The organism is Paenibacillus sp. FSL W8-0439 (genome assembly GCF_038008995.1).
Classification (GTDB): domain Bacteria; phylum Bacillota; class Bacilli; order Paenibacillales; family Paenibacillaceae; genus Paenibacillus; species Paenibacillus polymyxa.
Map to the genome: position 1 here is coordinate 4949118 of NZ_JBBPAK010000001.1, position 19195 is coordinate 4968312.

At 43.5% G+C, this 19195-nt stretch carries 18 protein-coding genes and 1 pseudogene; 3 read left to right on the forward strand and 16 right to left on the reverse strand.

Annotated elements, in window-relative coordinates:
• Positions 1–65: 65 nt before the first annotated feature.
• The 8 genes from MKX36_RS21460 to MKX36_RS21495 form a co-directional block, all read right to left on the reverse strand.
• Positions 66–1103, reverse strand: coding sequence for a threonine aldolase family protein (locus tag MKX36_RS21460; protein WP_017425602.1), 1038 nt, complete (start codon positions 1101–1103; stop codon positions 66–68).
• Positions 1090–1551 carry a MarR family winged helix-turn-helix transcriptional regulator gene (locus tag MKX36_RS21465; protein ID WP_340865637.1) on the reverse strand — a complete coding sequence of 154 codons (462 nt, stop codon included), beginning with the start codon at positions 1549–1551 and terminating at the stop codon, positions 1090–1092. Before MKX36_RS21465 ends, MKX36_RS21460 begins: the two co-directional genes overlap by 14 nt.
• Positions 1552–1703: 152 nt before the next feature.
• Positions 1704–4814, reverse strand: coding sequence for an efflux RND transporter permease subunit (locus tag MKX36_RS21470; protein ID WP_340865638.1), 3111 nt, complete (start codon positions 4812–4814; stop codon positions 1704–1706).
• Positions 4811–6232: an efflux RND transporter periplasmic adaptor subunit gene (locus tag MKX36_RS21475; protein WP_340865639.1), complete on the reverse strand. Its 1422-nt coding sequence runs from the start codon at positions 6230–6232 to the stop codon at positions 4811–4813. The genes MKX36_RS21470 and MKX36_RS21475 overlap by 4 nt, the downstream gene beginning before the upstream one ends.
• A 173-nt stretch (positions 6233–6405) precedes the next feature.
• Complete coding sequence (locus MKX36_RS21480; protein ID WP_016820417.1) at positions 6406–7056, reverse strand: response regulator; 651 nt, start codon at positions 7054–7056, stop codon at positions 6406–6408.
• Positions 7053–8285 carry a sensor histidine kinase gene (locus MKX36_RS21485; RefSeq protein ID WP_340865640.1) on the reverse strand — a complete coding sequence of 411 codons (1233 nt, stop codon included), beginning with the start codon at positions 8283–8285 and terminating at the stop codon, positions 7053–7055. Before MKX36_RS21485 ends, MKX36_RS21480 begins: the two co-directional genes overlap by 4 nt.
• Positions 8286–8537: 252 nt before the next feature.
• Entirely contained in the window at positions 8538–8708 is a 171-nt protein-coding gene (locus tag MKX36_RS21490; protein ID WP_340865641.1) for a hypothetical protein, read from the reverse strand.
• An 18-nt stretch (positions 8709–8726) separates the two neighbouring features.
• A complete protein-coding gene (locus MKX36_RS21495) occupies positions 8727–8921 on the reverse strand; it encodes an H-type small acid-soluble spore protein (RefSeq protein WP_016820419.1) in 195 nt (64 codons plus the stop codon).
• 238 nt (positions 8922–9159) lie between these two features.
• Here MKX36_RS21495 and MKX36_RS21500 point away from each other — a divergent pair, with 238 nt between their 5' ends.
• On the forward strand, positions 9160–10359 hold the full coding sequence (locus MKX36_RS21500; RefSeq protein WP_340865642.1) for a macrolide family glycosyltransferase: 1200 nt from the start codon (positions 9160–9162) through the stop codon (positions 10357–10359).
• A 75-nt stretch (positions 10360–10434) separates the two neighbouring features.
• Here the strand turns inward: MKX36_RS21500 and MKX36_RS21505 are convergent, their stop codons facing one another.
• The 7 genes and pseudogenes from MKX36_RS21505 to MKX36_RS21535 all read right to left on the reverse strand — a co-directional run bounded on the left by MKX36_RS21505 (position 10435) and on the right by MKX36_RS21535 (position 17232).
• Positions 10435–11898, reverse strand: coding sequence for a glycoside hydrolase family 32 protein (locus MKX36_RS21505; RefSeq protein ID WP_340865643.1), 1464 nt, complete (start codon positions 11896–11898; stop codon positions 10435–10437).
• Positions 11899–11933: 35 nt separating this feature from the next.
• Positions 11934–12761 (reverse strand): carbohydrate ABC transporter permease, encoded by an 828-nt coding sequence (locus MKX36_RS21510; RefSeq protein ID WP_340865644.1) that lies wholly within the window; start codon positions 12759–12761, stop codon positions 11934–11936.
• A complete protein-coding gene (locus MKX36_RS21515; RefSeq protein ID WP_045244978.1) occupies positions 12761–13645 on the reverse strand; it encodes a carbohydrate ABC transporter permease in 885 nt (294 codons plus the stop codon). The genes MKX36_RS21510 and MKX36_RS21515 overlap by 1 nt, the downstream gene beginning before the upstream one ends.
• A gap of 60 nt (positions 13646–13705) precedes the next feature.
• The gene (locus MKX36_RS21520) at positions 13706–15031 is read right to left on the reverse strand and encodes an ABC transporter substrate-binding protein (protein WP_167438562.1); all 1326 of its coding nucleotides are present in this window, start codon (positions 15029–15031) and stop codon (positions 13706–13708) included.
• Positions 15032–15195: 164 nt separating this feature from the next.
• The gene (locus MKX36_RS21525) at positions 15196–16200 is read right to left on the reverse strand and encodes a LacI family DNA-binding transcriptional regulator (protein ID WP_045244976.1); all 1005 of its coding nucleotides are present in this window, start codon (positions 16198–16200) and stop codon (positions 15196–15198) included.
• Between the two features lie 131 nt (positions 16201–16331).
• Positions 16332–16490, reverse strand: a pseudogene (locus MKX36_RS21530) (SUMF1/EgtB/PvdO family nonheme iron enzyme); the annotation flags it as partial.
• Between the two features lie 103 nt (positions 16491–16593).
• The gene (locus MKX36_RS21535) at positions 16594–17232 is read right to left on the reverse strand and encodes a glycoside hydrolase family 11 protein (protein WP_031462284.1); all 639 of its coding nucleotides are present in this window, start codon (positions 17230–17232) and stop codon (positions 16594–16596) included.
• 335 nt (positions 17233–17567) lie between these two features.
• Between MKX36_RS21535 and MKX36_RS21540 the strand changes: the two genes are divergently transcribed.
• Positions 17568–18176: a class I SAM-dependent methyltransferase gene (locus tag MKX36_RS21540; RefSeq protein ID WP_340865649.1), complete on the forward strand. Its 609-nt coding sequence runs from the start codon at positions 17568–17570 to the stop codon at positions 18174–18176.
• Positions 18151–18408, forward strand: a complete 258-nt coding sequence (locus MKX36_RS21545; RefSeq protein WP_340865651.1) for a response regulator transcription factor — start codon at positions 18151–18153, stop codon at positions 18406–18408. Before MKX36_RS21540 ends, MKX36_RS21545 begins: the two co-directional genes overlap by 26 nt.
• Positions 18409–18492: 84 nt before the next feature.
• On the opposite strand, the gene MKX36_RS21550 is transcribed toward MKX36_RS21545, so the two are convergent.
• A complete protein-coding gene (locus tag MKX36_RS21550) occupies positions 18493–19185 on the reverse strand; it encodes a polysaccharide deacetylase family protein (protein ID WP_340865653.1) in 693 nt (230 codons plus the stop codon).
• Positions 19186–19195: the final 10 nt, after the last annotated feature.

Consider the following 19195-nt stretch of genomic DNA (forward strand, 5'->3'; position numbering starts at 1 on the left):
AGTATGGCCTATTACATCATCCATTCTATAATTTCAAGATGATATTCATCGTTTATCCATGACCTTTATTGTAATGCTTTAATATCCTGTAGCAGCATTTCAATATTTTCTTTCTTTGTGGCCCAACTGGTGCAGAATCGAACAGCAGTATGGGTATCATCAGTCTTTTCCCAAAAGGAGTAAGTATATTTTTCGCTCAATGCCTGTAATATACGATCTGCAATAATCGGAAACTGCTGATTGGTTGTTGAATGATATTGGAAAGAAAATCCTTGCTCGGATAATCCTTTTTGCAGCAGCATAGCCATATCTATGGCGTGTTTGGAAATCTCAAAGTATAAACCGTCTTCAAACAGCGTTTCAAACTGAATGCCCAACATTCTCCCCTTAGCCAGCAGCCCTCCTTTTTGCTTGATCATGTATCTGAAATCTTGTTTCAAAGCATCATTTAGGATAACTACGGCTTCTCCCATCATTGCTCCAATTTTAGTGCCGCCTATATAAAACACATCGCACAGCTTGGCTATATCTGCCAAAGATGCATCACTATCCTCTGCAACCAAACCATAGCCTAAACGGGCCCCGTCTATAAACAGTGGTAAACCACATTCATGACACACTCCACTTAGCACTTCCAGCTCGGATCGGCTATAAATCGTTCCATTCTCGGTAGGTTGAGAAATATAAACCATCCCGGGCTGTACACAATGCTCAGGAGCAGAATCACTCCAGTGAGCGTCGTACAGTTCCTTTACCTGTTCACCCCGGATTTTCCCATCCTCGCTTGGCAATGTCAGTACTTTATGTCCAGTAGCCTCAATTGCTCCGGTCTCATGCACAGCAATATGCCCAGAAGTTGCCGCAATGACGCCTTGATGCGGACGCAAAATCGAAGAAATGACCGTTGTATTGGTCTGTGTACCTCCAACCAAAAAGTGTACATCCGCATTTTCGGAGTCACATGCTTTTTTAATATAAGATTTGGCTTTTTCACAATGATCGTCCACACCATAGCCTGGGGTTTGTTCCTCATTCGTCTCCAGTAGTCGCTTTAAAATACGCTCATGAGCACCTTCGGTATAGTCGCATTCAAATCGTATCATTCTGTATCCTCTCCGAAATATCCAATTTCTTCTGAATTAACAACATAGATGCATGTAATTCTGTAATCTCTTCTTCTGAAAGTCCTTGAACTAATCTTAGAATTTGTTCATCAGATCTTTCATTCAATTGGTTGTAGAACGTTTTTCCTCTGGGTGTCAGACGAATTAGATTTGTTCTATTATCCAACGTTGAATTTTCCTTAACAAGAAAGCCCTCTTTGCAAAATTTAGCAATGATCCTGCTCATATAGCTGCGATCAATTTGAAGAGATCCGACCAGAGTATTCGCAATACACGGTTCGATCAACCCGATCTCTATAATGACACGTGCCTCGGTAAAGGAATATCCGCTATCCAGCACATGTCTATCTAAAACACCAAGTAAATTCGTATAGAACCGATTAAAACGCCTCATATCCGCTATGATATTAGCATCGATATTGACCATAACTCCCCCTATTTAGTGGACTTTTGCAACAATTATAGTAATGATATTTGTTGACTCTGTCAACAAATAAAAAGATCGTACATAAAGACATTCGCCTCATGTACGATCCGTATTTATAAGAAAAATTGCAGTATATTCTTATCTGTATTTACCTACATGGTCAATGAGCTATCGGTATTTATAGACTTTTCCTGCTTCTGCTTCCGCTTCAGCTTCAGATGAGCTACGACCATATACAGAGTCGGTACAACAAACAAGGTTAAAATGGTCGAAAAGATCAGTCCAAAAATAATGGTCGTTGCCAACGGTTTGAAGAGGATTTCCCCTATTGTGGCAATAGGGATCATACCCACAATCGCAGTTAGCGAAGTAAGCAAGATCGGACGGAAACGGGCAGAACATGCCATAAGAATTGCGTCTGTCAGTTCGGCTCCTTCACGCCGCGCATCTTCAATAAACTCTATCAACACAATACCGTTGCGCACGACGATACCGGCCAGTGAAATGATACCCATAATACTCATGAATCCAATTGGCATGCCTGAAATAAAGCTTCCAAGAATTCCGCCTGCCGCTGCCAGATACACAGTGGTCATAATAATGAGCGGTGTGGAGACGGAGTAAAACTGCATCGTGATCAAGAGCAGAATGAGAAACACAACAATAATAGCTAACTTGCCCAGATCTGTAAAAATATCAGATTGCGCGGATGTTTCTCCGCCCATCTCCCAGGTATAGCCTGGTTCAAACTGTGTATGGGTTAGTTTGTTACGTATGTCATTAGTGAGTTCTGTAGCCGTACGCCCATTTGCATTGGCTGAGATCGTTACTGTCCGCTCCAAATCATAGCGGTGGATTTGCTGAATGGAAAAGTCCGGTTTCATCGTGACTAACTGGGATAAGGGAATTTGCTCTTTTGCCGCATTGGTTACACTTAATTGCTGGAACAATACCTCAGGATCATCGTTTGGTTTATTCATGTATATATTGATATCCAGTAGTTCCTTACCTGTATCAAAATCCGTTACATTAACTCCGTCACCCATTAACAGCAGCGTACGTGTCAAATTGGAATAGCTAACCCGATATTTATCCAATGCTTGTGGATTGACTTGGAAATTCAGATTATAGCTTTGCATTCCCATATTATCGGTCACATCTACAGCTCCGGGGGTCGCCGCAACCATTTCTTTGACTTTAGCTGTCATGTTTTGCAGTTTATCAATGTCTTCTCCCTTCATACGGATAGACACCGCACTGCCGACCGGGATACCTAATTGAGGAACCCGAATGCTGATCAATGCAGATGGATATTTGGCTTGAAGCGTATGAGTCCAGCTATCCACTGTTTTTTGGAGATCGAATAGCCCCTCTTTTCCAACGATAGCAAGTTGACCGTTGACCGCTCCCCCGGAGCCGTGACCGCCTGCAACATCGCTATACATCTGAGGCGCTCCTCCACCTGCCGTTGCCGACAGCCGTTCTGTTTCTGGTTGTTTTTTGACCCACATGCCAATCTCGTTAATAACCCGATTGGTTGCCTGCAACGACGTTCCTTCTGGCATCGTTACGCTGATGGTGGCATCTGCTTGATCGGATTCTGGGAATAGTTGAATAGGAACAACCGCAAGTAGTCCATAAGCGGCTGTACCAATCATAAGACCAACCAGCGCTGTTAAAAGTGGACGCCGTAGTATTCTTGGCATCCAGTTTTTAGAGTACACATTGGATAGAGACTGGATTTGATGCCCCAGAAGCCCAGGTGGCTTAACGGTTTGGTTCCTCTCTTTTCCTTTACGACGTTGATCATACCATTGGCGGAAAATAGGAATAATCGTTAGCGACATAATCATGGAAGCCAGCATGGTTAACGAAATAACGGTAGGGATCGGTTTAATAAAGTCTCCGATATTACCCGGCAGAAATAGCAGCGGGGCAAATGCTGCAACCGTAGCTAGCGTAGCTGTAATGATCGATAAGGACACCTCTTTGGTTCCTTTAATGGCTGCCTCCGTAGCATTTTCCCCAAATTCAGAGCGTCGGCGTTCAATGTTGTCATTGACCACGACCGCATCATCAACCAATATCCCTAGCACGATGATGAGTCCGATGACTGATATTTGATTCAGCGTAGTTCCTGTCATGGGCAAGAAAATAAAGCCGATGGCGATGGAAACAGGAATGGCCAACGCTACAAATGCAGAAGTTAGCAAATTCAAACCTAAAGTACATATCACAATGACCGATAAAATAGCAATAATCATCTCTTTGGTCAGGTTTCCAAATATTTCACTCACTCGATCATTTTGTGCAAAAAGCAGTTCAAAATGTACATTCTTCGGCAAACTGCTCGCAAGTTCATTGATTTTAGCTGTTGTTGCCTTGGAAACTGTAGGCACGTCTGTGCCTATATCTCCACTCACACTGATCGAAATAGCAGGCTTGGTATTCACATACGTATAACTAGCTGCTTTTTTAAAAACAAGCGAGGCAGTACCTATATCCTTCAAAGATATCGGAAATCCATCGTCATTGCTTGAAATCTGGACATTATTCAGAATCGATGGGTCCGTTGAGGCATTTACCGTCAGCTGATAAGTACGCTCATTGAAATCCATACTTCCTGTAGGTACTCTATCATTCTCATCCTTGATCGCTTGGACAACCTGCTCCCAGGAGAGGTTATATTGTTGCATCTTTTGCGTGTCTAAACTAACTCGTACCTCTTGCTCGGGTATCCCTTGAATATTAACCTGCGAAATACCGGGAACCGTTTTTAATTGATCTTTCCATCTGTTCATTAATTCATTTAACGAGTATAAATCCTCCACCTTATCAGAAGTAATCGCATATGAACCAATGAAAGAGCTAGTCATGCTATCATTGATCATAGGCTGCATCGCGTCCTCTGGAAGCTCAGATTGTGCATCCTGCACCTTCGTACGAAGATCAGCCCATACTTTGGTCGGGTCCGCATCATTCAAAGCTTCTATGATGATACTGGATTGGCCTTTCGATGAAGTAGAGGAAATCGTTTTGACACCTTGCACAGCTTTAATTTTCTGTTCCATGATCTTAGTAATGGTTTGCTCGATTCTTTCAGGTGAGGCACCCGGATAGATCGTTGTAACACTGGCGGTCATGGGAATTACATCAGGCTGCTCCTGTTTTGGTAATGATGTAAAATTGAAGAGCCCTAGCAGTATGCACATGCCAAAGAAAATAAGCGTAATTTTCTGCTTTTTAACAATATATTTAATCATTCGGACGACTCCTCCGCTTTCCCGAGCACATCATTCCCAATTAAATCGCCATTAAATAAGGTTCCTGCTCCTTGTGTAACGATTTGATCGCCTGCCTGTAGTCCGGAGAGAACTTCGAATTGATTATTCGTCACTTTTCCCACTTTAATCGTGGTTTTAACAGCCTTACCATTCACAGCTTTAAATATATAAGGGTCACTTCCATTGCTAATCACGGCTTCCACAGGCACTAACAGTGCTTCCGCTTGATTCACACTTTTAGATGCGCTGATGACTTGACCAGGTTTCCAATTCAGTTCAGGATTAGGAATGCTAACTTCCACATTAATACTGCCCGTTTTGGTATTCGTGGATGGATAGATTTGAGTAACAGTCCCTGTTCTAATTTCATCATAGAGAGAAATATTTACTTTTTGGTTTTTCTTCCATGATAAGATTTCGCTGTCCGGTACGGGCAGAAGTACTTTTAAGGTCTTGATATTCCCGACAATGAATGCCTCACTTCCACTGGAGCCCAGTTGACCATCGGCTACTTTTTTTTCAATGACCACGCCAGTGATTGGGGAGGTTAAAGTCGCTTTTTTAAGTGACAAGGATGACTGTTCATAAGCAGCCAATGCATCCTCATAGGTAGCCTGCGCTTGAGCTTTACTGGCTAGCCCTTGCTGTTTCGTAGCAATAGCGGTCTCCAGCCCTGCTCTGGCCTGCTCTATACCAGCTGAAGCCTGGGTACGTTGTTCCTGCGAGGCGCCTGCAAGCAAGAGAGACAGCTGCTCTTGTGCGTCACTTAAACTTTTTTGTGCATTCGTTAATTCCAGCTGTGCATTCTCATTTTCCGACAATGATGCTGCGCCTGCCTGGAACAGGCTCTGTGTCCGTGCGGCATCCGCCTTTTTCTTATTGTAAGCATTGGTTGCCGCAGTAACCGCATTTTGTGACTGGCCAATTTCCTGTTTTTTGGCGCCATTGTTCAATTCCTGCAATTTCGATTGGGCCGCATCGACCTGGGATTGCGAACTATGAATACCCGCCTGTGCCGATTGAACGGAAGCCTCCGCTTGGCTAAGACCAGCCTTTGCCTTCTCCATGGTTGCCTTGGCCCGATCCAGCTGCAACTGGTAAGCAGATGTATCCAACTTCGCAAGGACGCTCCCTTTTTCTACGGAATCTCCTACTTCCACCATAGTGTTCAATATACGTCCATCCGCTTCAAAGGAAACACTAGCTTCATTACTTGCCTGCAATGTTCCTGCCAAATTAAAATCATTGGCCAAAGGTTTCATTACAAGCTTCTCTACTTTTACCGGGTGACTGGCTTGTGTTACAGAGTTCTCCGTTGCACTGGAGCAACCGGAAGCTACTATAGCTAATGCAATCCCTGTAATCATGATCCTGATTTCTTTTTTCTTCAACTTCATGTCATCCTCCTTGATTCTCTCTTCTAAAGGTGCTATCAGCAACCCGTGGGTCAAGTAATTTTTTTCATTTCTTTTTTCATGTTATAACAATGAACACACAAAAAAATCGTACAAAGGGGCAAGCACCTTATGTACGACTGGGCAATGAAATAACATATATTTAGTTAACATCTCTAAAGCTGTAAAATACCACGCTCCAACGAAACAGCAACGGCTTCGGATCTAGAATCAACACCAAGCTTGTTATAAATATTCGTTAAATGCGCTTTGACGGTACGCTCGGAAATTCCCATATCAAAGGCAATTTCTTTGCTTTTAAAACCGTGTGCAACCGACTTTAATATGTGCCTTTCCTTATCAGTAAGAACTAAGCTGCTTTCGTGCGGCTCTGGCTTGGCTTCTTTCTTATTCGTTGCAGCGAACACCCTAGCTGTTATTTCTGGCTGAAGCAACGTTTCGCCTCTAAGTGCTGACTCAATCGTGCGAAATAAGTTTTCCCGACTGGTATCTTTTAATAAATATCCCTTTGCCCCTAAAGAAAGTCCTTTAATCATGAGATCATCTTCGTTATAGGTAGTCAGGATAATGACTGGCGTTTCATTTTGTTTTTCTCTGAGGGCTTTCATAGTTTCCAAACCACTCATTTGTGGCATATATAAATCCAACAATATGACATCCGGTTGGAGTTCTTCGATCAGTTTAAGGGCTGTTGTACCTTCTCCGGCTTCGCCAATAACTTCATAGCTGTCATTGGTCTCCAACACCAGCTTTAACCCTTCTCTAACGACCCAATGATCATCGACAATTAAAATCTTGTATTTCATGATAGGTCTCCTTTAGTAAGAGGCGCCTCTATTTTTATAGCTGTACCTTCTTGAACTATACTGTTGATATTTATGTTCCCACCCAGCATCCGTACACGTTCATGCATACCTATAATTCCGTAATGTCCTGTCTGCTTGGCAATAATATCCTTATCAAATCCTTTGCCATCATCGCGAATCTCGATTTCAATCTTGCCTTCGTTATCTAAAATATGAATCCATACGGTATTCGCATGTGAATGCTTCGCTACATTGGTTAAACATTCGCTTATTATAAACAATCCATGTTCGAACAACAGTCTGGGGACGGAAGCTTTAATTTTGATGTTGCGTATTACTCGAATGCTCGTAGCCATAGTAAATCGCTGTATTTCTTCCTCCACGGCCTCTGCAAAATCAACTTCCGAGATGGTTTTCGAACGCAGATTGTCTATAGCTCGTCTCGAATCAGACAATGTTCTTCGCACTTGTGACATCGATTGTTGGACGATCTCCTGAGCCCTTTGCGTACTTCCTTTTGTCAGATGAGCATCAATGGCTTCAAGCTGCATGATTAGCCCAGCAAGCCCTTGAGCCAGCGTATCATGCAGATCACGAGCCATACGTTGTCGTTCATTGGCAATTGTAAGTTCTTCCACCTTTTGATGTGCGGCTTCAAGCTCTTTCAGAACATTTTGCGTGCGGATTCGTGCTTTGACTTGTTTGAGAAAAAGAACGGCATAAGCTACTATAACAACGACAATTAGAAAAAATAATGGGATGAACAACACAAATTGCCTGCCCTCATTGTGAGAGACCACAGCCACACAAAAAAGCACATAGGAGATCAAAAATACAAGAATAACCTTGAGCGGCTTATAATAAATACCTATACTCTGACCCACCAAAACGGGCATTAGCCCCACCAGTACTATGGAGAAACTGTCAGGTAGAAGAAATGCACTTGCAAAGATCAATCCCCCTTGTACAACAAAATAAGCCCATGAAAAATATTTTGCAACTCTATGAGCATGCAAGTACAAGAAGATGTGCAATATGATGATTACAGTAAATAAGGAACTTTGCAGCAGATATAAACCACCGAACAAATGTTGAAGAATGACAGACTCACTATAAATTATAAAAATCCATATAATAGTTAATATTTTCGAAATATCCTTGTTCTCAACTTCACCTTCACTTATTTCCGGATCTAGATTTTGAACCTGTACATTGAATTCATCGTTCATAATTCCCTCCTACAATTCTAAATTCATGCTTTTCAACTTATTAGAGACAATGCCGCTATGAGCAGCTGGTCCATTTCGTTTGAACAGAAATCATGTATAACTTATTTTACAAAAAAACGAAAAGAAAAAAACGTACACACGGGCAGCTTCACTTGTACGTTTGGGCATTGAATACTTTTTGTTCGATACGATCCAATTATACGTCATATAAAAAGCACGCAACAGGTTATCCTGTGCGCGCTTGTCCACTCCCTATTCTTCTTCCAACTCATCTGGTACATCATATTTATTGATATGCGAGGTCATTGCTGCAACAGCTTCGCTGGCATCTGTTGTGGCCGGTACTTCTCTGACCACATCGTCCGTCTGATCACGAAAATTCAAACCATCTGCCTCGATCTCTTTCTGTTGATTGGGTTTCACTTTTCATGTCGCTCCTTTCTATTCAAGGGTTTGATCTCGTTCTGTTAACGCGTACAAAGGCACTTCCCGTTCCTCTTCCGGATTGTTCAGCGCATAGATCCGTGCCGTCTCACGTTGTTCGTTCACATGCTGAATGTAGATGGGTAACCCATCGCACAACACATTTGCCATGATGGAAGAGGACGCTATTTCTTGTGCTCTTTGGACATTCATTTAGAAAAAACCTCCCTCGCTAAATAGGTTCGTCTTTACTATGCACGAGGTAAATATTTGTTATACACATTTCATGCCAACATGCCCCAGTCCTTATTCTTTTGAATTATATTGACTGTTTTAAAACGCAATCATGAAAGGATATCATTTGAAAAAATAAATATTATTGTTATTATGGATTGAGAGATTCAGTTAAAACTGCATCTTAAATGAAAGAGAAGGAAAGGAGTAAGGATGGATGTTAAATGTATTAATGGTTAATTTTCCGGCAGAAGGACATGTAAACCCCACGCTTGGGATCACGCAAGCCTTTGCAGCACGAGGGGACCAGGTTCATTACATTACAACTGAGAAATACAAGAATAGACTCGAAGCAGTTGGAGCGAAGGTTCACCTGCATCCTGATCTGGTCAGGACTGCTTCCATTGATACCAACACTCCGGCAGGACTGAACGCATTTTTGAATATTCATATCCAGACTTCGATGGACATCTTAGCCATCACTCAGGAGCTGTCCGAGCGTATTCAATTTGACTTGGTGTTCTATGATCGATTCGGAGCTGGTGAATTAGTAAGAGATTATTTGAATATCCCAGGCATCTCTTCATCCCCATCTTTTCTCATTTCAAATCATCTGATGGCTGCCAATCTCTTCCGCTCCGACGCTAAAGTACCGTTTCAGCCTGATGAACAAGTAACGTCTTCACTGCAACTCATGAAAGAAAGGTTCGGTGTTGCTCCCAAAGATCTGGTTCAATTTATGAACAATTCAGGAGCTTTGAATGTCGTATATACGAGCAGATATTTTCAACCGAATGGTGAACAATTTGGGGACGAGCATCTTTTTATTGGCCCCAGCTTCCCGGAGCGCAAAAGAGAAAATTCATTCCCGCTAGACAGACTACAGGGTAAAAAGGTTTTGTATATTTCGATGGGAACTGTTCTAGACCATACTGAGGACTTTTTTAACACCTGCATTGAGGCTTTTTCCGATTTTGAAGGCATCGTCGTGATTGCAGCTGGCGAAAAAGCTGACTTTACGAAAATTAATCCTGCCCCTGGGCACTTTATCATCTCACCCTATGTACCTCAATTGGAGGTATTACGTCATACAGATGTATTTATTACTCATGGTGGAATGAACAGTGTGAATGAAGGAATTCACTTTAATGTCCCCTTGGTAGTGCTGCCTCAGGACAAAGATCAGCCCATGGTCGCACAGCGGTTAACTGAACTTCAGGCTGGCTATCGAATAACTAAAGATCAAATCAATGCACAATCGTTAAGAGATGCCGTACGTGAGGTCGTGTCAAACGCAGCGTATAAAGAGGGCGTACAAAAAATAAATAATAGCTTCCAGCAATCCGGCGGTACAGAAGAAGCCCTCATCAAAATTGATGCTTATCTTGATGCTTATCTGCAAAATAAGCGCGCCTAAAATCCCACGAGCAAAATGGCCACAAAAAACAGGAGCCTGACCATCAACGGTCAGGCTCCTGTTTGTCATGCGATACTATGTGAGGATATCCCATTTCTGGAACGAGACCATCGTACATTTTCCGCTCGCAAACGCACGAATACCTGTTGATTCCATTCCGGGATACACTCTTCCTGTGAGGACGTATTCACCGTCACCGATGAATATTTCCACAGAGCTTTTATCGACGAAAATCCGAAGCTCCAGACGCCCCTCTTGTAAGCCCAAGGGCACTCTTCTCTCTCCGCCCGGTCCGATACCGGCACGCTCACGGTTAAAACGGAATAGACCGTCATCGGGACGATACGACAGTACCGTTTCCTCTTCGTCGCCCACCCGTAGCTTCAAGCCGAATTCCTCCGTATGACCAGCCTCGAACTCAAATACCGCCTTCAGTTCGTAGCTATCTCCGAACGTGTCCATGATCTGCTCGCCTGTCAGCAAGATATCCCGCTGCTCGAACAGATTGGATCGGTAATTTTCCACCTCATCAAGCGGACGGAACAGCAATCTGTCGTGGTCGATCACCGCTTCCCGCGGAAGACTCATCGCACCTGCCCAATGATGTCCCTGCTGGGTTGGCATCTCCGACTCCCACATATCCATCCATCCGATGATGATACGCCGCCCTTGATCATCCAAGGTTGACTGCGGGGCATAGAAATCGAATCCGTGATCTACCTGAGCATACCGCTCTGCCGTAAATGTTCCAGCCTCCGCATTGAAATCACCTATACCGTACATGGTGGAATGCAGATTACGGTATGCTTCTCCCTGAGCAGGCATGCGCTGTGGAGACAGCATGAATACGTGCCGATCGCCGAGCGGGAACAGATCTGGACATTCCCAATTATCACCGAAGCGTCCGTCACTCACAGCCAGCACATTGACATACGTCCAGCTTCTCAGGTCTTCAGATCGGTAAAGCAGTACAAGCCCGTTCCCTTGGGCATCATTAGACCCAAGCACGACGTAGTATTGGTCCTCATGCCTGAACACCTTAGGATCACGAAAATCTTTGCGGCTGACCGTGTCCGGTATGGCGTCATAACCGATGACTGGGTTGCCCTCCCACTTTTCGAATGTCACTCCGTCTTCTGATACTGCAATTCCCTGTGACTGCTTGTAATCCTGATCCTTGTCAGGCCCAGTTACAACATGTCCGGTATACATCAGGACAAGCTTCCCGTCCTGCTCAACCGCACTGCCGGAGAAGCAGCCATCCCGGTCGAACTCACCGTCCGGGGCCAAAGCAACCGGTAGATAGTCCCACTTCATAAGATCGCGGCTGACTGCGTGTCCCCAGTGCATCGGTCCCCACACCGATTTATACGGATAATGTTGATAGAACAAGTGATACTGCCCGTTATATTGAACGAAACCGTTCGGATCATTCATCCAGCCAAATTCAGCCATTAAATGATAGTTCAGCCGATAATCCGGCCGAAGCATATGCTTGGATTGGGAAATAAATTGATCAGCATTTTCTCTCGTATACACTCTAGTATGTTTGATAAGGCATCCTACTCCTACAGTTATTTAATCGAACCTTGCATAACACCCTGAATAATATATTTCTGGGCGAACAGATAGATGATAATGATCGGAAATATCGTGAGTACCAAACTTGCCATCAATGGCCCATAATCCACTGTATAGGTTCCATAAAAGTTGTACGTGGACAATGGAAGCGTCCTTTGCTCAGGATCGACCAGAATGAGCGATGGCAGCAGAAAATCATTCCAGATCCACAGTACATTGAGAATGGAAATAGTGGCCGTCGTAGGCATCAATACCGGAAACACGATGCGGAAGAAGGTCTGAATCCGCGTGCAGCCGTCAATCAGTGCCGCTTCCTCCAGTTCCTTCGGAATACTCTTTACGAATCCATGATAAATGAAAACAGCCAGCGAGCTACCAAAACCGATATACATGTAAATCAGCGACCATTTGCTGTTCAGCAGATCAAGTGAGCCGTAAATTTTCACTAATGGAATCATGATGGCCTGGAATGGAATAATCATGGAAGCTACCATCAGCATAAATGTATATTGGTTGAACTTGGTATTGTTTCTGACAAAATAATGAGCCGTCATCGCCGCGAACAGGGAGATAAACAAGACACTTAACACCGTTATGACCAATGAGTTAGTGAATGCAGTGATATAATTCATTTTATCAAATGCATTCATATAGTTGGTCATATTGAAGCTCTCTGGAAGCCATAACGGATTTGAGGTAATCGCTATATTTTCCTTGAACGAATTGATCAGCAGAAAGACGAACGGTACGATGAATAATATGAGTAGGACTGTTAGCACAATGAATTTGATCATGGAGGAAGCGATTTTTTTGTTTGCCATTACGCCTCCACCTCCAACTTCTTGCTAAAATAAACCTGAAGCAGAGTGATGAGAGCAACCATCAGGAACAGTACGAATGCTTCTGCCTGCCCCACACCATAGTCACGGGAAAGGAATGCCTTTTCATACACATGCATCGACACCATTTGAGTACTACTGAACGGTCCACCTTTCGTGAGCGCAAGGTTGACGTCATAGACCATAAATCCACGCTGCAGGGACAAAAATATACATACGATGAAAGAAGGAACCATCAAGGGCAGCACCATTTTCCGCAGTCTGGTCCAGCTGCTCGCCCCGTCAATGCTTGCAGCCTCCATAATATCATTCGGTACACCCGTCAATCCTGCAATATAAATGACCATCATGTAACCCGCGTTCTGCCACACGGTTACAATCACGAGTGTCCAGAACGCTTTGTCAGGATCAGCCAGCCAAGTCGTGCTGAGCGCCTGAATATCGGCATGTTGCCCCAAATAGACCAGCACGTTGTTGAAGATGAACTGCCAGATAAAACCGAGTACAATGCCGCCGACAAGGTTGGGCAGGAAAAATCCTGCCCGGAAAATACTCTGTCCTTTTAACCCTTTAGTCAGCACATAAGCCAGCATAAAAGCGATAACATTGATAAGAACAACGGTATAAAATACATATTTGAGCGTCAAGGCGAACGATTTCCAAAACTCAATATCCCGAAAAACGGCCAGATAGTTTTGGATGCCAACCAGCGTTAGTGTCGTGGAAATACCATCCCAATTTGTGAACGTCAGATAAATGCCGTACAAAAATGGAATGATCATTACCGTTATGAAGGCAAACAAGGTTGGTCCGGTGAACAGCAGCCGTGACCGTAGCCGGTTCCATACTCCTTTTTCCGCAATCATGGTGATCCCTCTCTTTGTTTCGGATTTCTCTCTCTATTTCCGGGTAATTTGAAATAAGCCTTATTTTACGCTTTTCCAGTAGTTTTCGATTTCCTTAGCCAGTGTTGCGCGATCGCCCTGCTTCGCCAGATATTTTTGCATGGAAGATCCTAGCTTAGACCAGTGATCGGCCGGCAGCAAGCTCATCGACTGCTCTGACTTGCCTTTTGCAATATAATCCTGAATGGATTTGCCAAGTGGATCGGCCGCAGGCAGTGTAATATTTTTGAACGCTGGGATAATGTTCGCTTTGTTTACGAGGAAATCCTGGCCTTTCGCATCATAGACAATCCAGCTCAGGAACTTCTTCGCTGCCTCTTGCTGCTCCGGCGTACTCTTCTCCTTGTCAATGACAATACGCTTGGAAACAGCGGATGAAATTTCCTGATTGCCGTAGTCATCAGCATTGTTGCTGATGGGTACAGGCAAGAAACCATATTCTTTGTTAGCCGTATCAAAACCGCTGATTTGCGGCCATGCCCAGTTGCCCATGAACCAAATACCAACTTCGCCTTTACCAAGCAGTTCTGGTCCACGCTCATAAGCGCCTGCCAGTGGGGAAGCCTGATCGATATTGTATTTCATCATGACGTCGAATGTATCCATAAGTCCGTTAAATACTGGATTGGTAGCCAAGTTAGCCTGGCCCGCTTTCAGTGATGCCATAAATTTGTCCACTTCAGCCATGTCTTTGTTCTGGCCTGCATAAGCAAGTGGCAAATAATGAGCGCCTAGGGACCAATCCATTGGTGAAATCACCAATGCTTTCTTCCCAGATGCCTCGATTTGCTGAAACAGCTTTTCAAGATCATTTCGGGTTTTAATTGTGGTGGGGTCAAAGCTTCCGCCTACCGCTTTATCAACAACCGCTTTGTTATAGATGAATCCGTAGCCTTCAACAGCCAGCGGAAACGCGTAATTTTTACCGTCAAACGTCGTCGTTGTGGTAGCGTTTTCAACAGTGTCCGCATTCCACTTTTCTCCGCTTAGATCGAGGATACGATCCTTGAATTTCTCCACATCACCTGTATCAAGCATGATCATGGTCGGCGGGTTTCCGGATGCATACAATGCAGAGGCACGCTCAAAAGGCGATCCACCGGCCGGAACCGGCTGGATTTCAACAGTAATGCCGGGATTGTCTTTCTGGAACGCCTTGGCGGCATCCTCAAGTTGTGAAAGGATTTCACCCTTAGAGTTCAAAAGTGTAATTTTCACATTTCCTGAATCCGCTGATCCCCCTCCAGAAGCTGAATTGCCTTCTCCTCCGGAGCCGCCGCATGCAGACACCACCATAACCAAAAGAAGCAGCATTACCATCCATTGAACTCTTTTGAATTTCCTCACTGTTGTCATCCCCCTATTTCTGTAATGGCTCTGAACGCTTAAATAAAACGCTTACAAACGGATTATATGTCAAAAAATCATTCTATGTCAATCGTTTGACATGTTAAACCTTTAACATTCTCTAAAAAAAAATCTGTTCCCCTTGTTAGAGGAACAGATTTCATTCAGGTCGTTGCACGCTCAATCAGTTCAACAGGCAGCCGATTAACAGGCTGTACCTGCTCTCCCTCTGCCTGTCTACGAATCAGCTCGACCGCCAACCTGCCGATCTCTGCAATTGGCTGTCTTACCGATGTAAGTTCAGGCGTCAGCCAGGAAGCAGCGCTCACGTCATCGAAGCCTACAATACGCACATTCTCCGGTACATGCCGTCCGGCGCGGATATATTCTTTCAGCGCAAAGGCTGCAATAATATCGCTTGTTGCAAACACCCCATCCACATCTGGATGTTCATGAACGAGTTTGGAAATCAATCGCTCGTACTCCTTTTGGTCGAACACATTCAGGTCTGTTTGAACGATTACATGCTCGACACTATTCCTGTTCACGACATCCCGGAAAGCTGTGGTCCGCTCATTGGACAGCATGTTCAGCTCCAGATTTCCACATATATGCGCAATTTTCCGGCACCCTTTGCGAATGAGCAGTTCCGTAGCCAGCTCACCTCCGCGATAATTGTCCGAAGATATGTACGGGATTTGTGGATCAATCTGTCTGTCAAATGTCACAATTGGTGAATTCAAATGTCGGTACTCTTCTACTTCCAAGGTATGGCTACCCATAATGATGCCGTCTACCCGGTTTCGTTTTAACATATCGATATATACTTTTTCCTTCACAGGGTCCATATGCGAATTGCAGAGTAGAACCTTGCACCCCTGCTGATAGGCATAATACTCCACCTGATTAGCAAGCTCACTAAAGAAAGGATGCGAGACATTGGGAATAATAAGACCGATGATATTGGACTGCTTGCGTAGCAGGGATCGTGCTATTTCATTTGGTTGATAATTAAGCTCTTCCATTGCATCGAACACTTTTTTGCGTGTAGCTTCGCTGATATAGCCCCGGTTATTCATTACACGAGATACTGTAGTGACCGACACGCCCGCTTTTAACGCCACATCATGAATTGTTGCCATATAAACCTCTTTCCGAGCAAAATACATACATATAAACTATACCCCCTCCTCATCTTTTCGACAACCTTAGGTATTATGTGCTTCTCAGACATGAAAACAGCGACAGTTGAGAACTCGTCCTCAACTGTCGCTGTTTCATTAACTACCGTATCCCTTTAGTCTCCGTAACAATCCCAACACCATTCCTTTACATTGCCAGACATATCGCAAATTCCTAATTCGTTGGGTTTTCGTGTACCGATCGATTTTGTTTTATTATTGTTGCTCTCTATGATAGCCCAGTTCCAGTTTCCAGATAAGTATTTGTCTCCGGCGTTATTACCTTGTTTATGTTGTAATACGGTTATGAGCCCTCATCCTGCTTTCCCAGTGACGAAATGCCAATCGCTCCCGTTCGTTGAACCGTTTGCAGTTGAGTGGTTACCACACCGTTACGTTAGAGCTTCCACTACTCTGATATCCTTCTGTTGCTAACACTTGGTAAGACCAGTTGTTCCCCAGATGCATTCCTTTGCTCGCCCATGCGTTCACGTGGTTGCTGAAAGTGATCGTGGAGTTGCCCCCGGTCGGTCTCTTCGTCTGTCGAACACTCCAGTATTGAATAAACGTCGTTTTTTGGCCTTCAATGGAAGGTGCGTCGTATCGCATTGTTGTGTAGATGTCATATGTGCCTCCATCACTGGTCACCGTACCTTTATACGTTCCGGTAGGTCGATAAGTTCCCCAGCTATCCACGACGTAGTATTCGATAAGTGAGTTTCTCGTCCACCCGTAGAGAGCCAAATATCCATTACCAGACGGCGCCCAGACACCGGCATTGTAGTTAATCGTTCTGTTTGGCGATCCAGTAGTCCAGCCTTTACCGACAACAAAATTCCCGGTATCCTTCCATGTTACGCTGTAATTACCGCCTGATCCATTAACAGCATTGACCGTCCCACCGCCATCGGTCCAATTTTGCCAATAGTCTGTCGCTGCACTTGAGGTTGTTGCAAACACCCCAAAACTCATGGAAGCTGCAAGAACTACCGTTAACATTTTCTTGCCAAATTTAATCATACTTTACCTCCTGAAATTTTTATATTTGCATTCTGCACCTGCTTTTGAGTCGATTCTCTGTTGCAGTACATCGCTTATGTGTACCATATTCCGTGTTTTCTTACTTTCACCTCCTTTCTAAGTAAAATTATATAATGATAGCGTTTACATAAAAACTCGACAAATTAAACATTAAACTCTATTATGTTTAGATTTCCTTAAGTTTTATAGAGCCCGTCGAGCGTATACCAGGGTTTCTTTCTTCAGATTTTCTTTAGATATATCCTCGTAAAATCCTTAGATTTTTTCGTTACTATTTTTATATCGAAACGAAAAAAATAGGGAGAAAATAAATCATGGAGAAGAAACAAATGAATTTCAATGAATATCTACTTTTTTTGCAAGGTTTCCTCACAAATCCACAACGAGTGGGAAGCCTTATACCTAGCTCTCGATTTTTGGCAGCTAAAGTGGTTGAGTCTGTACCCTGGGATGAGGTAAAGACAGTTGCAGAGCTTGGGTCAGGTACAGGTGCTATCACACGTTGCATGAAGACACAATTAACTGGATCAACAAAAGTGTTATTGTTCGAAAGAGATAAGAAAATGAGAGAGAATCTGAAGACAGAATACCCGGATTTCGTGTGCCATTCTAATGCTTGCCAATTAGTTAAAAAATTAAATCACGATGACATCGGCCAGCTGGACTGCATTATTAGCGGATTATCATTTTCTAATTTCACGAGTGAAATGCGAGAAACTTTACTTAATCAGATTATGAAGGCACTAAAACCTGGAGGAATTTTTGTTGCTTTTCAGTACTCGTTACAAATGAAAAAAAGATTTGCCGCAGACTTAACTATTGAAAAAATTGAGTTCGTGCCCTTCAATTTCCCTCCTGCTTTTGTATATATCTGTCGCAAAAAAGAGGTGCCATGTAATGGATACAATACTTGTTGTAACTGACGATTCAGAGATTCAAGACGTTTTTCATCCATATTTGCGCAATGAGGGATACTTTGTCATAAAAGTTGCAGATGGTCTGGAAGCGCTAAATCTAGTAAAATCAATCTCTTTCGAACTGGTCATCCTAGATATTAAGATGCTACGAACGGATAGTATCCAGGCTTGTATTAAAATATGGAAAATGTCTGACACCCCTATGGTCCTCATCAAAGACCTAAGTAAAAAAACTTAAGCCTGAACAAAATATGTTCCTGGCTTAAGTTTTATTTTAGAACCTTTCGATTCAATTTTTCTCGAACTCATGTACTTAGCCCGTTTAACGATCAGCATCTACTCTATGAAAGGAATACCCTGTATATAATGCTTCAGTGATAAATTCATTTAGTGCCTCCAACATATATGCAGGTGCCTCCCTGTCTGCTCCGAACGTCTGTCCACTATCATGAAGAACAATGACAGCTCCCCCCTTTAGCTTGGACAGCAGCCTTTGCTTAATTTTTTGCTTGCCAGCAGAGCTTTTCCAATCACCTACAATAACAGACCAAAGAATCATACGAAATTTCCTCATCAAAAAAAAGTCAAACAGGTTGATAACTCCCCATGGGGGCCGATAGTAAAAGGTTCTTTTCCCAATAATACGATCAATGACGTTGGCCGTTTTGTTTACCTGCTCTCGAACCTTCTTTGGACTCATCAAGGCATTGGACCAATGCACGTAATTGTGAATTCCAACAAGATGTCCTTCACTGTGCATTCGTTGAATTAGATCGGGGTATTGCTCTGCTTTTCGACCAAGGACAAAAAAGGTTACCTTTATATTGTGCTTCTTTAATAAATCAAGCAAAAGAGGCGTATATTCTGGGTCTGGACCGTCATCAAAGGTCAAAGCAATGGGCTGCTTGCTCGTTCCTCTTTTATAAACCCCGATTCCAAATAGTCGAACCATAAGGGTTGGAATAATCGTGTAGATGAGTAATCCACTGATGATAATTATGAATGTCTGCTCCATAATCCTGCTC

Bases quoted from the DNA above. Each gene is read 5' to 3' on its own strand.
- MKX36_RS21460 (WP_017425602.1), bottom strand. From the start codon at position 1,103: ATGATACGATTTGAATGCGACTATACCGAAGGTGCTCATGAGCGTATT.
- MKX36_RS21465 (WP_340865637.1), bottom strand. From the start codon at position 1,551: ATGGTCAATATCGATGCTAATATCATAGCGGATATGAGGCGTTTTAAT.
- MKX36_RS21470 (WP_340865638.1), bottom strand. From the start codon at position 4,814: ATGATTAAATATATTGTTAAAAAGCAGAAAATTACGCTTATTTTCTTT.
- MKX36_RS21475 (WP_340865639.1), bottom strand. From the start codon at position 6,232: ATGAAGTTGAAGAAAAAAGAAATCAGGATCATGATTACAGGGATTGCA.
- MKX36_RS21480 (WP_016820417.1), bottom strand. From the start codon at position 7,056: ATGAAATACAAGATTTTAATTGTCGATGATCATTGGGTCGTTAGAGAA.
- MKX36_RS21485 (WP_340865640.1), bottom strand. From the start codon at position 8,285: ATGAACGATGAATTCAATGTACAGGTTCAAAATCTAGATCCGGAAATA.
- MKX36_RS21495 (WP_016820419.1), bottom strand. From the start codon at position 8,921: ATGAATGTCCAAAGAGCACAAGAAATAGCGTCCTCTTCCATCATGGCA.
- MKX36_RS21500 (WP_340865642.1), top strand. From the start codon at position 9,160: ATGTTAAATGTATTAATGGTTAATTTTCCGGCAGAAGGACATGTAAAC.
- MKX36_RS21510 (WP_340865644.1), bottom strand. From the start codon at position 12,761: ATGGCAAACAAAAAAATCGCTTCCTCCATGATCAAATTCATTGTGCTA.
- MKX36_RS21515 (WP_045244978.1), bottom strand. From the start codon at position 13,645: ATGATTGCGGAAAAAGGAGTATGGAACCGGCTACGGTCACGGCTGCTG.
- MKX36_RS21525 (WP_045244976.1), bottom strand. From the start codon at position 16,200: ATGTATTTTGCTCGGAAAGAGGTTTATATGGCAACAATTCATGATGTG.
- MKX36_RS21535 (WP_031462284.1), bottom strand. From the start codon at position 17,232: ATGATTAAATTTGGCAAGAAAATGTTAACGGTAGTTCTTGCAGCTTCC.
- MKX36_RS21540 (WP_340865649.1), top strand. From the start codon at position 17,568: ATGGAGAAGAAACAAATGAATTTCAATGAATATCTACTTTTTTTGCAA.
- MKX36_RS21545 (WP_340865651.1), top strand. From the start codon at position 18,151: ATGGATACAATACTTGTTGTAACTGACGATTCAGAGATTCAAGACGTT.
- MKX36_RS21550 (WP_340865653.1), bottom strand. From the start codon at position 19,185: ATGGAGCAGACATTCATAATTATCATCAGTGGATTACTCATCTACACG.